14 protein-coding genes are annotated in these 13,596 nt (G+C 40.7%); all 14 read left to right on the top strand.

Going from position 1 to position 13,596, the window contains the following annotated elements:
- Positions 1 to 195 precede the first annotated feature (195 nt).
- The 14 genes from J7I90_RS12955 to ccsB all read left to right on the top strand — a co-directional run bounded on the left by J7I90_RS12955 (position 196) and on the right by ccsB (position 13,409).
- Positions 196 to 963, top strand: coding sequence for a segregation/condensation protein A (locus tag J7I90_RS12955; protein ID WP_063590677.1), 768 nt, complete (start codon positions 196 to 198; stop codon positions 961 to 963).
- Positions 950 to 1,531: an SMC-Scp complex subunit ScpB gene (gene scpB, locus J7I90_RS12950; protein ID WP_034308120.1), complete on the top strand. Its 582-nt coding sequence runs from the start codon at positions 950 to 952 to the stop codon at positions 1,529 to 1,531. Before J7I90_RS12955 ends, scpB begins: the two co-directional genes overlap by 14 nt.
- Before the next feature lie 55 nt (positions 1,532 to 1,586).
- A complete protein-coding gene (locus J7I90_RS12945; protein ID WP_096337639.1) occupies positions 1,587 to 2,003 on the top strand; it encodes a hypothetical protein in 417 nt (138 codons plus the stop codon).
- A gap of 22 nt (positions 2,004 to 2,025) precedes the next feature.
- Complete coding sequence (locus J7I90_RS12940) at positions 2,026 to 2,514, top strand: YpuI family protein (RefSeq protein WP_214772114.1); 489 nt, start codon at positions 2,026 to 2,028, stop codon at positions 2,512 to 2,514.
- Between the two features lie 121 nt (positions 2,515 to 2,635).
- Positions 2,636 to 3,511 carry a superoxide dismutase gene (locus J7I90_RS12935; RefSeq protein ID WP_048680134.1) on the top strand — a complete coding sequence of 292 codons (876 nt, stop codon included), beginning with the start codon at positions 2,636 to 2,638 and terminating at the stop codon, positions 3,509 to 3,511.
- Positions 3,512 to 3,953: 442 nt separating this feature from the next.
- Complete coding sequence (gene ahpC, locus J7I90_RS12930) at positions 3,954 to 4,517, top strand: alkyl hydroperoxide reductase subunit C (RefSeq protein WP_214772112.1); 564 nt, start codon at positions 3,954 to 3,956, stop codon at positions 4,515 to 4,517.
- Positions 4,518 to 4,695: 178 nt separating this feature from the next.
- Entirely contained in the window at positions 4,696 to 6,342 is a 1,647-nt protein-coding gene (locus tag J7I90_RS12925) for an FAD-dependent oxidoreductase (RefSeq protein WP_214772109.1), read from the top strand.
- Positions 6,343 to 6,498: 156 nt separating this feature from the next.
- Positions 6,499 to 7,659, top strand: coding sequence for a D-alanyl-D-alanine carboxypeptidase family protein (locus J7I90_RS12920; RefSeq protein WP_214772107.1), 1,161 nt, complete (start codon positions 6,499 to 6,501; stop codon positions 7,657 to 7,659).
- A complete protein-coding gene (locus J7I90_RS12915; protein ID WP_063575727.1) occupies positions 7,652 to 8,245 on the top strand; it encodes a nucleoside recognition domain-containing protein in 594 nt (197 codons plus the stop codon). The genes J7I90_RS12920 and J7I90_RS12915 overlap by 8 nt, the downstream gene beginning before the upstream one ends.
- Positions 8,246 to 8,258: 13 nt before the next feature.
- Complete coding sequence (locus tag J7I90_RS12910; protein ID WP_396020432.1) at positions 8,259 to 8,786, top strand: spore maturation protein; 528 nt, start codon at positions 8,259 to 8,261, stop codon at positions 8,784 to 8,786.
- Positions 8,787 to 9,089: 303 nt separating this feature from the next.
- Entirely contained in the window at positions 9,090 to 9,830 is a 741-nt protein-coding gene (rluB, locus tag J7I90_RS12905) for a 23S rRNA pseudouridine(2605) synthase RluB (protein WP_034308106.1), read from the top strand.
- A 209-nt stretch (positions 9,831 to 10,039) separates the two neighbouring features.
- Positions 10,040 to 10,570 carry a thiol-disulfide oxidoreductase ResA gene (gene resA / locus J7I90_RS12900; RefSeq protein ID WP_034308103.1) on the top strand — a complete coding sequence of 177 codons (531 nt, stop codon included), beginning with the start codon at positions 10,040 to 10,042 and terminating at the stop codon, positions 10,568 to 10,570.
- 18 nt (positions 10,571 to 10,588) lie between these two features.
- A complete protein-coding gene (gene resB, locus J7I90_RS12895) occupies positions 10,589 to 12,238 on the top strand; it encodes a cytochrome c biogenesis protein ResB (protein WP_214772105.1) in 1,650 nt (549 codons plus the stop codon).
- Entirely contained in the window at positions 12,231 to 13,409 is a 1,179-nt protein-coding gene (ccsB, locus tag J7I90_RS12890; protein ID WP_034308099.1) for a c-type cytochrome biogenesis protein CcsB, read from the top strand. Before resB ends, ccsB begins: the two co-directional genes overlap by 8 nt.
- Positions 13,410 to 13,596: the final 187 nt, after the last annotated feature.

Below are 13,596 nucleotides of genomic sequence, written 5' to 3'. Positions count from 1 at the left end.
TGCTATTCTTACATTTCTAGGTTATGTTGGATTTCAGAATGTGATTGGGCACCGACCCATTTGACGGTAATCCCAAATAAAAACTTTTCTATGGACAGTAAATTATTATTTGGATAAAGGGCGGCAATCCACTATACTTGATTAGTAAAAGAAATAGGTCTATATCGGCCAATTAGATTTAAATGAGGTAATTTAATGGGTTATAACATAAAAATTGACGCTTTCGAAGGTCCGATGGATTTACTCCTGCATTTGATCAATCGCCTGGAAATAGACATCTACGATATTCCGATGGCTGATATTACAGATCAATACCTAGGTTACATCCATACGATGCAGCATCTGGAATTGGATGTGGCCAGCGAATATCTGGTGATGGCTGCAACACTGCTTGCCATCAAGAGTAAAATGCTGCTTCCAAAGCATGAAGATGAGCAAATGATTGATGAAGATGGGGAAATATTTGAGGAAGATCCACGGGATGAGCTTGTGGAAAAACTATTAGAATATAAAAAGTATAAAAATGCAGCCGAAGAATTTAAAGGGATGGAAGAAGAAAGAAGCTTGATGTTCACCAAACCCCCAAGTGATTTATCTGTTTATGTTAAAGAAGCGGAAAGTGATAAACAAGAGTTGAATATAAGCCTATATGATATGTTGGGGGCTCTGCAAAAATTGCTGAGAAGGCAAAAAATTCAAAAGCCGCTTTACACGAAAGTAACGAAACAAGAGATATCGATAGAGAAACGAATGGATGAAATCAAGATTGAGTTACAGTCCATTAAAGGGAAGAAAAGTTTTTTTGAACTGTTTTCGATCCCGGTCAAGGAGCATATCGTCATCACTTTCATGGCGGTGCTGGAACTGATGAAACTTAATGAAATCATCGTTGAACAAGAAGGTAATTTTTCTGAAATCATGATTGCTGCTAAGGAAGGTGTAGAACCAGTTGGAAGTTATTAATTGGAAAGGGATTCTTGAGGCATTATTGTTTGCTGCCGGAGATGAAGGGCTCTCTGTCAAGCAAATTGCCTCGGTCCTGGAAATTACGGAATATCAAGCAACGGACATCGTTGAAAGTTTAAAGGAAGAATATGTATCGGATGTACGTGGGATTCAAGTGATCGAAATAGCGGGCGTTTATCAAATGACGACAAAAAAAGAGCACTCGGATTACTTGAAAAGACTAGTCGAAACATCAAGCACTCAAGGCTTATCCCAGGCGGCATTGGAAACACTCGCAATCATTGCTTATAAGCAGCCGATTACTAGAGCTGAAATTGATGAAATACGCGGAGTGAAAACGGAACGCCCCATTCATACACTTGTCACCAAAGTCTTAATTAAAGAGGTCGGACGTGCTGAAGGCTCGGGCCGGGCTTATTTATATGGGACAACAAAAGAGTTTTTGGATTACTTCGGCCTGAATTCCATAGATGAATTACCGCCTCTCGCCGATAATTCGGATGATAGCTTTGAAAGTGGTGAAGCCGATTTGTTTTTTGAAAAATTTCAGCAAACAATCGAATAACATTTTTCTTTGAATTGTGATAATATAGAAAAAAATGAATGCGGGGGGATTGCGGGTGCGAATTGTAGCATGCAATGGATTTGGGCTTGAAAAGGAAAAGTCAAATTCACCTGAGGACTTCTTTAATCGATCCGTTATACAATACATAAAGGATGGAGAAGAAAAGGCGCTGAATGTACTGTATCTTCGCTATTTTGATGAGATGGTCACTCTTTGGACCCCATATCCCGCCAACCCCCTATTCAAAAGCCCTAACAGAGATATTTATATGGCTGACATCATCGCCATGGTCTGTCTACTCAAAGACCCGAGCCTGGTTAACCGAAAACGAATATATATAAATGCAGAAAAAGAGCTGGCTGGTTATTTCGAAAATATAGATTTTGAAAAATTGGAGAAAGTGTTTATATCTATTGACCAAGCTAAACCATATGATATAGAATCACATGTTGACTATTATATTCAATCTTAATCAATTTGAGGAGGGTTCACGGTTGGGGAATACATTGGTAAAATCTCAGCTTGAGGATGTAAAGGGCTTTTTGGAAACGACAGTGGCTCAACTGGAAGAATTTATAAATGAGACGACCTATTCTAAGCTGCAAGAAGAAAAAAGCGGGGATGAAACCTATTATAAAGGAATCCTTTCAAGTTTAAGAAGAATGCTTGTAAGTTGTGAAGAGGGCTTGGAGGCTTGCCAAGTCGTTCTGAAAAATGATGTTTTCAATAAAGCTGCAGCTGAAAAGACGCTTTATAGAGTTTATCATCAATGTATCGAAGAATACTTTTCCCCAAAATCAGATCGGTGGTTTGAGGACAGCAGATCTGCCTATACAGGAAAAAACTCGATTAAATTTCACCAAAGTGTACCTGACAGCATAATATCCATTTTGAAGGCCGTGGAAAGTGGATTCCAGACCATGCGTGAAGAATTGGAGTTTTATGAAACGGATTACCGGACGAAAATGTTGCAGTCAAGATAATGAAACAGCAAGGCTTAATAAGCCTTGCTGTTTTTTTTTAGCTATAAATGGAATCTCCGCTTAATCGATACATAAAATACTTTGATGATTTATGTGTATGGGAATAGGGGGAGGTTGCAAGATGTCTGAGGTAAGAGATTATGCTAAAGAGGTAAGTGATTGGGTTGATGGAGTGATGGAATATCTTGAGAAGATTGATATCACCGATTCGCCGTTGCTGTCAAATATTGAACGGCTTTCCGGGTTGGCAAAGAATATGGATGAGGAAGAAATGGATTATGAGGATATGGTCCTAATTGAAGAAGAGATGGCTCGGGTCTACGAGGAAATTGAAGAACTCGCTAGAGAATTCAATATACAGGAAAGGCAATCAGTGCCGATTGGGAAGCATACGCTACCTCCGTTACCTTATGCCTATGAAGCGTTGGAACCGACGATTTCAAGGGAAATCATGTATCTGCACCATGATAAGCATCATCAAGCATATGTCGATGGTCTGAATAAAGCGGAATTGATGATGAAAAAAGCGAGAGAAACGAATGATTTTTCCTTGTTGAAACATTGGGAAAAGGAAGCAGCCTTTCATGGATCAGGCCATTATCTCCATACGCTGTTCTGGGAAGTGATGATTCCGGGAGGGGGAGGACAGCCAAGGGGGGATTTACTTAAACAGATTGAGAAGGATTTTGGAAGCTTTGCAGCTTTTAAAAGTCATTTTAGTGAGGCTGCCAAACAAGTAGAAGGTGTTGGCTGGGCGATATTAGTCTGGTCTCCGCGTGCGCGGCGGCTAGAAATACTTCAATCGGAATTGCACATGGTTTTGACCCAGTGGGATACGATCCCAATCCTTGTTCTTGATGTATGGGAACATGCTTATTACCTGCAATATAAAAATAATCGGGCAGGCTATGTGGACAAATGGTGGGACGTTGTAAACTGGCCGAAAATAGCCGTAAGGTTCACCGAAGCGAAAAAGCTTATTTGGAAAAAGCAATAACCGATAAAATATAGAAATGTCTTTGGAGAACCAATTACAACTAAACGGGCCGTCAAGGTTCGTTTTTTTTGATTGAAATTTCGAAATAAGAATTTTTTAGGGGAAATATGGGAAAGATATGAAGGGAGACCTGAAAATTTTATTTAAAAGCGACTTATGATTCTCATTTGGATATTATAATTAGATTGAAAAGGAGAGGAGATCATCTCACGAAATAATGTGCATGTGTCTTATTTGTATCCTAGAAATAATATTGGAAATGTGTTGAAAATGCTAATTTAAAGTACTATGGGATTTTAAAAATAATTAATTTATATTAATATAAAAACTGTGACCAATTTGTGAACTTAAAAATTATTAAGGTATATTTATTGACTAGTTTCTATTTAATAATTATTATAAACAGGAGCAGATAAAAAAATAGCTATTGGAGGAATTTATTATGTCATTGATCAATAAACAAGTTGAAGATTTTAAAGTACAAGCTTACCATGCAGGAGAATTCAAAGAAGTTACACTTGAAGATGTTAAAGGGAAATGGGCAGTATTCTTTTTCTACCCAGCTGACTTCTCTTTCGTATGTCCAACTGAATTAGCCGATCTTCAAGATAACTATGAAACATTCAAGGAAATTGGTTGCGAAGTTTACTCAGTTTCAACAGATACTCATTTCAGCCACAAAGGATGGGCTGATGCTACTGATACAATCGGAAGAATCGAATATCCAATGTTAGCTGACCCAGCGAACGTTTTATCCCGTCAATTCGGTGTATTGATTGAAGAAGATGGATTGGCTCTACGTGGAACTTTCATCGTAAATCCAGAAGGACAAATTAAAGCATACGAAATTAATGACCTAGGAATTGGCCGTAATGCTGAAGAACTTGTAAGAAAAGTTCAAGCTGCACAATTCGTAGCGGAACATGGGGATAAAGTTTGCCCTGCAAAATGGACTCCAGGTGAAGCTACTCTTGAACCAAGCCTGGACCTTGTAGGTAAACTTTAATTTTTAATGGGATGATCCATTTCTTTGATTAATGGATATATCCAGCAATTGATTACGATTACTGGGACAATTCGTCCGACAAGATCTAATGACAAAAGGCACTTACCTAAAATAAGTGCCTTTTGTTTTTCAAAATAATCAGTTTAGCACGCATTTACTTTCAGCAAGGAGAACAAATATGAAAAAAATATATGATTTATTAATTATTGGCGGCGGTCCTGCAGGCCTCTCAGCCGGCGTTTATGCAGGAAGAGCGAAGCTAAAGACGATAATTCTTGAAAAAGGCACTGGCGGCGGACAAGCTGCAACTACATCGGAAATTGCCAATTATCCTGGTATCCGTCATATATCGGGTCCTAGATTAGTTGAAGAAATGAAGCTCCAAAACGAAGATTTTGGCGTGGAATTCGCCAAAGCTGATGTAACGGGTGTGGATTTCTCCGGTGAGGTGAAAGTGGTTAAAACCCTTGGTGGGGAATACCATGCACTCGCCGTCATCATTGCAACGGGTGCTTCACCAAGAACGCTAGGATTTCCAGGTGAAGAGGAATTCACTGGCCGCGGTGTAGCTTATTGTTCAACATGTGATGGTGAATTCTTTGAAGGGTTGGAAGTTTTCGTTATCGGCGCAGGATATGCAGCCGCTGAAGAAGCGATATTCCTGACACGTTTTGCTACAAAAGTCACAATCATCGCCCGTGAATCAAGCTTCTCGTGTGCCCCATCCATTGTTGATAAAGTAATGGCAAATGATAAGATTGAAGTGAAATTCAATACGGAAATCCTTGGGGTTCATGGAGACGGGATGATTCAAAGTGCACGTTTCATCAATAACGTTACCAATGAAGAATTTGAATATAAGGCGAAGGAAGAAGACAATACTTTTGGCGTATTCGTTTTCATAGGTTACGAGCCGAAAACAGAGATATTCAAGGGCCATATCGAAATGGATGATGCTGGTTACATTTTAACCGATGATGATATGAAGACTAATGTGAATGGTGTCTATGCGGCGGGCGACCTAAGGCCAAAATCCTTGCGCCAGATTATCACAGCTGTATCCGATGGAGCGATTGCAGCAACGGATGCCGGCAAATATATTGAGGAAGAAAAGGATCGCCTGGGAATCAAGGATGAACCTGAAGTTGAAAAACCGGCGAAAAAAGAACAGGCAGCTGTCCCAGCAGGCAAGAGCGCTTTATTAAGTGATGCGTTACGTGGCCAATTAAAGGGAATCTTCGGCAAGATGGAGAGCGACGTTACTATGGTGTCCATTGTCGATGAAAATTTGCCAAAATCAGTAGAATTGAGAGACTTCCTGTTGGATGTTGCGGAATTAGGAGATAAGCTTCATCTTGACTTATACAATAAAGGGGAAAATACGGAAATTGAAGAAAAAATCAATGCGGATAAGTTCCCTGTCGTTGCCCTCTTAAATTCAAATGGTGAATACAGTGGCGTCAAATTCCACGGTGTACCAGGCGGCCATGAGTTGAATTCCTTCATTTTGGCCATCTATAACCTGGCTGGACCTGGTCAAGCATTGGATTCAGCCGTATTGAATTCAATTAAGGGAATCAGTAAAAAAGCGAACATTAAGGTCATGGTTTCATTGTCATGTCACTACTGTCCAGACGTTGTTGTGGGTGCACAGCGCATAGCGATTGAAAACCCTAACGTTGAAGCTGAAATGGTCGATATAAGCAATTTCCAGGAAATCAAGAAGAAATATAAAGTCATGAGCGTGCCGGCCATGATCATCAATGATGAACAAGTGGTATTCGGAGCTAAGAAAATTGATGAAATCGCTGCACTATTAGTATAATAGAACACTAAATCGATAGGGATCCCTATCGATTTTTTTTTGGAAAACTTCCCTTGAAAACAGTAGATATCATGAAGGGTTAGATTCTTTTATTCATAACCCTTGTCCCTTTGCATAAACTTGTACAAAAACAAGTAAAGAGACGAGGGGGCACTCATGCGTTTTCTATATAAAGGGTTATCGAGTATGTGTATCGTCATTCTCCTGTTGTCTTTTATGGCACCTGTACAAAGCGCCAATGCAAATGTATCCGTAAGTGCCCATAGCGCGATTTTAATGGATGAGGATAGCGGAAGGGTCATTTATGAAGTGAATGCTCATGAAAAGAATCGCATAGCAAGCATTACGAAAATAATGACGGCCATCTTGGCTATTGAATCGGGACAAATGGATGAGACAGTGAAGGTGAGCAGCAATGCCTTCGGGACGGAGGGATCTTCCCTTTACTTAAAAGTAGGAGAAAAAATCAAGCTCGAAGATTTGGTATATGGCTTGATGCTTCGTTCCGGTAATGATGCAGCAGTCGCAATCAGTGAAAAGGTTGGCGGAAGCCTGGATGGATTCGTCTGGATGATGAACCAAAAGGCGGAAGAAATAGGGATGAAAAATACCCATTTTTCAAATCCACATGGTTTGGATAATACGAAGAACCATTATTCAACCGCCTATGATATGGCCATTCTCACTCGTTATGCCATGCAAAATGAAACCTATGCAAAGATTGCCGGCACAAAGGAACACAGGGCACCTAATTCCACAGAACAATGGGATTATGTATGGAAGAACAAAAATCGCCTACTTACACAATTATATGAGTATTGCACAGGGGGGAAAACAGGGTATACCAAACTGGCAAAACGCACCTTGGTCACGACGGCAACAAAAAACGAGCATGACCTGATTGCTGTGACATTGAATGGTCCTGATGATTGGAATGATCATATTCACATGTATGAATCCGCCTTTAAGGATTATAAGCCAACAGAAATTTTACCCGCAGGAATGGTGGAAAACATGGAAAATAAAATATATAAAGGTCATGTCTACATTAAAAATGATTTTTCATACCCACTGACAAGCGAAGAAAGAGAATTGGTCAAAGTGAAAATGAAATTGTTGAAGCCCCAGAAGGCCTGGGATGATAAAAGGAAAATCCCGGAAGTTGTCGGCAGAGCATCCATCTATCTTGATGGGAAGAAAATAGGCACTCGGTCAATTTTTTATGGGGAAGCAAAAGAAAGCTTCAAGCAACAATCATTCCAATCTTCATGGGCTGAAGTATTTGAAGCGGTATTGGGAATCGGACGCAATGGTTAATTACATTTGGGTCGGGATGTTCGTGATCGGTATCGTCTTTGGCATGGTTAATGGAACGATGGATCAGGTGAATGAAGCTCTATTTGTCAGCGCAAAGGAAGCGGTCACCCTTTGCCTGGGACTGATGAGCATACTTGTCTTTTGGCTGGGGTTGATGAAAATAGCGGAGGAATCGGGGCTGTTAGATAAACTATCCAACTTGTTCAAGCCGTTCATGAGATGGCTATTCCCTGAAGTGCCTCCTAATCATCCTGCTATGGGGTATATACTTTCCAATATGATGGCAAACACATTCGGGTTGGGGAATGCAGCTACGCCTCTTGGTATAAAAGCCATGGAACAGCTTAAGAAACTAAATGGAGGAAAAGCAACGGTCAGCCGCTCGATGGTCACTTTTTTAGCAATCAATACCTCTAGCGTAACGTTGATTCCGACTACTGTCATTGCAATCCGCATGAACTACGATGCCCACTCCCCGACGGACATCGTATTTCCGACCATAATAGCAACGGCCATTTCTGCCGTTGGAGGAATCGCGATAGATCGATATTTTTATTACAGGAGAAAGAGGAACGGGAGGGAATAGGATGTTGCACTGGATGACCACCATTTCAATTTGGATGATACCGATTTTGATTCTCTGCATATTACTGTACGGCACATTGAAAAGAGTTCCCACCTATGAGACCTTCGTTGAGGGGGGGAAAGAAGGAATCAGCATGTCCTTTTCCCTTATTCCTTTCCTGGTAGGGATGCTTGTGGCGATTTCAGTATTTAGGGCATCAGGGGCCTTGGATTTCATTGTACAATCACTAAACCCCTTACTTTCCTTTCTTCATTTTCCGTCTGAGGTTTTACCACTTGCGATCATTAGACCAATATCCGGAACAGCGGCTTTAGGAATCACCAGCGACCTGATATCGGTTTATGGACCGGATTCCTTTGTTGGCCGCTTAGCTGCCACGATTCAGGGAAGTACGGATACCACCTTCTATGTATTGACCGTTTATTTTGGAGCCGTCGGAATCAAAAAAATGGGTGATGCCCTTAAGGTCGGCCTTTTGGCAGACTTGATCGGAATCATAGCTGCCGTTATTGTCGTCACACTGGTTTTCGGTATGAATTAAAAGGTAGGGAAATGGACGATTCCATTTCTTTTTTTTTGTCTTTTTTCTTAAAAGCAGCCATCCATTATTAAGGTGTATTCAAACTCTCATCAAAAGAAACAATTTTTTGTATGGAAAAATAAGCTATGTTACACTCATTATGGAAACCAACCCATTTAACCGTCCCATTATTGGTGTAATAATAAAAGAAAAGCTCTTAATAGCGAAAAACCTTTTGTTTTTGCCTCTCAATATGTAATAATTGTATGATTGTGTATGTATAGACAATAACAAACGAATGATTATACTATGGGGTGAAGATAGATGGAACGATTACAAAAGGTGATAGCACATGCTGGACTGGCTTCCCGCCGTAAAGCAGAAGAGTTGATTTTAGAAGGTAAGGTAAAAGTGAACGGCAAAGTAGTGAAGGAATTAGGTGTGAAAGTGGGGCCTAATGACAAGGTTGAGGTTAATGAAGTCCCGCTTGAAAAAGAAGCTCCGGTTTATTTCCTATTCTATAAACCGCGCGGCGTCATTTCGGCCGTTTCTGATGATAAGAACAGAAAAGTCGTAACGGACTTTTTCCCTTACATCAATGAACGGATTTATCCAGTTGGCCGCTTGGATTACGATACTTCGGGCTTGTTGATTTTAACCAATGACGGGGAATTCGCAAACACGTTAATGCATCCGAAGCATGAAGTGGATAAAGTGTATGTGGCAAAAGTGAAAGGGATGCCTTTGCGTGAAAGCTTGAAAAAGCTGGATAAGGGTATCAAGTTGGAGGATGGCAAGACTGCGCCGGCCAAGACAAGGGTATTGTCTACCGACAAGAAAAAGGAAACGGCCATAGTTGAAATCACAATACATGAAGGCAGGAATAGGCAAGTCCGCCGGATGTTCGAAGCAATTGGCCATCCCGTCATTAAATTGAAGAGGGAACAATATGGTTTCTTGACCTTGGACGGTTTAACTGCAGGGGATTCCCGGGAGCTGACTCCACATGAAGTTAAATTAATGCGGACTTTAGCAACGACCGAGCCTAAACAGCGGAGAATGTAAGCTAGTATTTTTCCCGTATTGATAGGTTGAAACCACTACCCCATTCTTCCGATGGAAGAAATGGGTGGTGGAAAACAACCTGTAAATACCTTTTCCTTCATGAATCGGGAAAGAATGTCACAAAACCTTCAGAAATGTAAATATAAAGGACATGGCGTTAAATGGTATAATGGTATGGTTAAATTTAGTGTGGCCTTAGGAGGATCTCTATGGATAAAAAGAAGCGACGCCTCATTAGCAGAACCATCATTCTCCTGCTTTTAGGTGCAGCTTTAGTGTTTGCCCTTTATACGAACTTCACTAAAGATAAGAATGAAAGCCTGAGAAAAGGATCCGATGCACCCAATTTCGTCTTGACTGATATGGAAGGTAAAGAGCATAAACTTTCAGATTACAAGGGAAAAGGCGTCTTCCTGAACTTTTGGGGTACATATTGCAAGCCGTGTGAATATGAAATGCCTTATATGGAAAATCAATATAAAAACTTTAAAGACCAGGGTGTTGAGATATTGGCCGTTAACGTCGGGGAATCTGACTATGCTGTCAATAATTTCATTACAAAGCATGATCTTACATTTCCTGTCATGATCGATAAAGGCAGGGAAGTGGAAAATGCTTACCGCGTGGATATATTGCCTGTCTCCTTTTTGGTTGATAAAGAGGGGAAAGTGATAGATATCATCACCGGAGCTTTGACAGAAGAGAGCATCCAAAAGCATATGGAGAGAATTAAACCATAATATTGGGGAGTTTTTGACATGAAAGAAGTAAAATGCGATTGTGGTCATGTAAATCCGTTTGGCACAAAGATATGCGGGAAATGCGGAATGGTGCTTGGTAACGAAAAAGAGAACAAGCTTATTGATATGAGATATGAAGGAAGTGCCAGGCGTTCACAAACATATAAAAAAACGATCATCGATAAAATATGGAATTTCTTTTCTTCCGTTAAGGTCGGGGTGACGCTCATTGTCATTGCTTTGATCGCTTCAGCTATCGGGACGATTTTACCCCAGGAAATGTACATCCCTTCAACCGCGACGCCTGCAGAACATTATGAACTGGAATATGGCTGGTTCGGAAGGGTGTATTATGAACTCGGGTTTCATAACTTGTATAGTTCATGGTGGTATTTGATTATCATAGGCATGCTGGGCATATCACTTTTGATTGCCAGTATCGACCGGTTCTTTCCGTTATATCGATCGTTAAAAAAGCAAGGGGTTACACGTCATGACGGTTTCATGAAACGTCAGCGGATTTATGGGGTGACAAAGCTTGAAGACCACAATATCAACCTTGAGGAAGTAAAGGATAGGCTAAAAAGGCAGCGTTATCATATACGAGAGGAAAACGGTCATATACTTGCCGAAAAAGGTCGTTTTTCACGTTGGGGACCTTATGTCAATCATATAGGACTTATCATTTTCTTAATTGGAGCATTATTGCGTTCCGTCCCTGGGATGTATATCGACAAAGTACTTTGGCTGCGTGAAGGCGAGAGGAAAGAAATCCCCGGTACAAATGGTGAATACTATCTTCAGAATAATGAATTTACCTTAGAGGTGTATGACAAAGAGAGTGAAGAAGATAAGCAGTACAGTGCTGCAATTGATAAAACCGGTACGATCGCAAAAACATATCAATCCGATGTTACGCTATATGAGCGCAAGGGAGAAACCTTACCAGGGGAAAAAGTGGACCTTGATAAGCTTAAAGATTATAAAATCAAAGTCAATGAACCTCTGAAACATGATCATTATGCCCTCTACCAAGTAGACTATAAATTGGATGAGCTGAGTACGATGGCGTTTAATTTGATAAATAAAAAAACCGAAGAGAAATATGGAAGCTTAAAGGTTGATTTGAACAACCCTCAAAAGAAATACGAGTTGAAAGAAGGATATTCCGTTGACTTGATCAGTTACTTCCCTGATTTCGAGTTCGATGAAAAAGGTGAACCTAGAACGATATCGAAGATTCCGAATAATCCAGCATTTATCTTTAAGATGCATACTCCGGATAAGCCAGAGGGTGAAGTCAGTTTCGTAGCGATTAAGGAGACTGTGGAGCCTTTAGGGGAAAACACTTATAAAATGGCTTTTAATGGTGTGGAAACCCAAGATGTCACGGCTTTGACCGTCAGGAAGGATTTAACCCTTTGGATCTTATTCACGGGTGGAATCATCTTCATGATCGGCGTTGTCCAAGGGTCTTATTGGAATCATCGGCGTATATGGATTAAGAGGAAAGATGATGAGATACTTTTGGCCGGCCATACAAACAAAAACTGGCACGGCATTAAAAGAGATATAAAACAAGCGATAGAATCAACATCACTTTCCGAACCAATGGATCAACTTGAAGAGGAGAAATCTTCTAGTAAGGGGGAAGTATTAAATGGCTGAATTAAGCAGTAACCTTTTATATGCAGCTTTCATTTTATATCTGATCGCCACCTTTTTATTCGGGGGATCGATCAAGGATAAACGCGGTGCGGAGGAAAAGAAACAAAACAAATGGGCAAAACTGGGCATTTTCGTCACCATTATCGGGTTTGCTGCGCAAATTGGGTATTTCATCACTAGATGGATTGCTGCCGGACATGCCCCGGTAAGTAACCTGTTTGAATTTACGACCTTTTTCGGAATGATGCTGGTCGGTGCTTTCATATTAATTTATTTTCTTTATAAAACACCTGCCCTTGGGCTATTCGCTTTACCGATTGCATTATTGATAATCGCTTATGCAAGTATGTTCCCTACAGAAATTTCGCCACTCATCCCTGCTTTGCAGAGTGATTGGCTCCATATTCATGTAACGACCGCAGCGGCAGGACAGTCGATCCTTGCCATAAGTTTCGTTACTGCCATCATTTATTTAATCAAGTTCGTTGATCAGACACAATCAAGCAAAAGAACGTTCTGGCTTGAAGTCATCATGTTCACATTGGTCTGCACCATCGGTTTCGTCATCATCACTTCTTCTTTTGCTGCCATGGATTATAAGGCGAATTTTGATTGGGTCGATAAAAAAGGTGCCGAAGTCAAACAGGAATTCAACCTGCCGGCATTGGTAGGTCCCAATGAAGGGAAACTCATCGAGACGGATCGATTTGAACCGCTGGTGGACATGCCTGCACTGATCAATGCCAAGAAACTGAATACTGTTCTTTGGTCATTCGGCATGGGACTTGTCCTGTATGGTTTAATAAGGTTGATTGCTCGCAAAAGAGTGGCAGCTTTGATTAAACCGATCGTTAAAAATGTGAATTTGAATTTATTGGACGAGATTAGTTATCGTTCGGTCCTTATCGGTTTTCCGATCTTTACACTCGGTGCCCTCATTTTTGCAATGATCTGGGCTCAAGTGGCCTGGACACGATTCTGGGGCTGGGATCCGAAAGAGGTCTGGGCATTGGTTACTTGGTTGTTTTATGCGGCTTTCTTGCATCTGCGGATGTCAAAGGGGTGGCAAGGGGAAAAATCGGCTTGGCTTGCCGTCATCGGTTTTGCCATCATCATGTTTAACCTGATTTTCGTCAATCTTGTTATTGCTGGTTTGCATTCATATGCTTGATTCTGTATTGTAATGTTTAGATGAAGGGGGTCTTTTGATAGAAACGTCGAGAGTTGGCTTATCGATTTTTCTAGAGAATGATCCCTTTTTCTGTCAATATCATTCAATATTTCGGGTGAAATAGCATTTATTCATTCTTGATGGACGGTCGGAGTCTTTTTTGTGACAAAATGGTGAAAGGTTCATG

The sequence above is a fragment of the Bacillus sp. ISL-57 genome (assembly GCF_018613135.1).
GTDB classification, from domain to species: Bacteria; Bacillota; Bacilli; order Bacillales; family DSM-1321; genus Peribacillus; species Peribacillus frigoritolerans.
Note: the sequence above shows the minus strand (reverse complement) of the source record. Positions and strands in the feature narration are given on the sequence as shown.

Excerpts from the sequence above, each read along its gene's own strand:
- J7I90_RS12955 (WP_063590677.1), top strand. The coding sequence starts at position 196 with ATGGGTTATAACATAAAAATTGACGCTTTCGAAGGTCCGATGGATTTA.
- J7I90_RS12935 (WP_048680134.1), top strand. The coding sequence starts at position 2,636 with ATGTCTGAGGTAAGAGATTATGCTAAAGAGGTAAGTGATTGGGTTGAT.
- ahpC (WP_214772112.1), top strand. The coding sequence starts at position 3,954 with ATGTCATTGATCAATAAACAAGTTGAAGATTTTAAAGTACAAGCTTAC.
- J7I90_RS12925 (WP_214772109.1), top strand. The coding sequence starts at position 4,696 with ATGAAAAAAATATATGATTTATTAATTATTGGCGGCGGTCCTGCAGGC.
- J7I90_RS12920 (WP_214772107.1), top strand. The coding sequence starts at position 6,499 with ATGCGTTTTCTATATAAAGGGTTATCGAGTATGTGTATCGTCATTCTC.
- J7I90_RS12915 (WP_063575727.1), top strand. The coding sequence starts at position 7,652 with ATGGTTAATTACATTTGGGTCGGGATGTTCGTGATCGGTATCGTCTTT.
- J7I90_RS12910 (WP_396020432.1), top strand. The coding sequence starts at position 8,259 with ATGACCACCATTTCAATTTGGATGATACCGATTTTGATTCTCTGCATA.
- rluB (WP_034308106.1), top strand. The coding sequence starts at position 9,090 with ATGGAACGATTACAAAAGGTGATAGCACATGCTGGACTGGCTTCCCGC.
- resA (WP_034308103.1), top strand. The coding sequence starts at position 10,040 with ATGGATAAAAAGAAGCGACGCCTCATTAGCAGAACCATCATTCTCCTG.
- resB (WP_214772105.1), top strand. The coding sequence starts at position 10,589 with ATGAAAGAAGTAAAATGCGATTGTGGTCATGTAAATCCGTTTGGCACA.
- ccsB (WP_034308099.1), top strand. The coding sequence starts at position 12,231 with ATGGCTGAATTAAGCAGTAACCTTTTATATGCAGCTTTCATTTTATAT.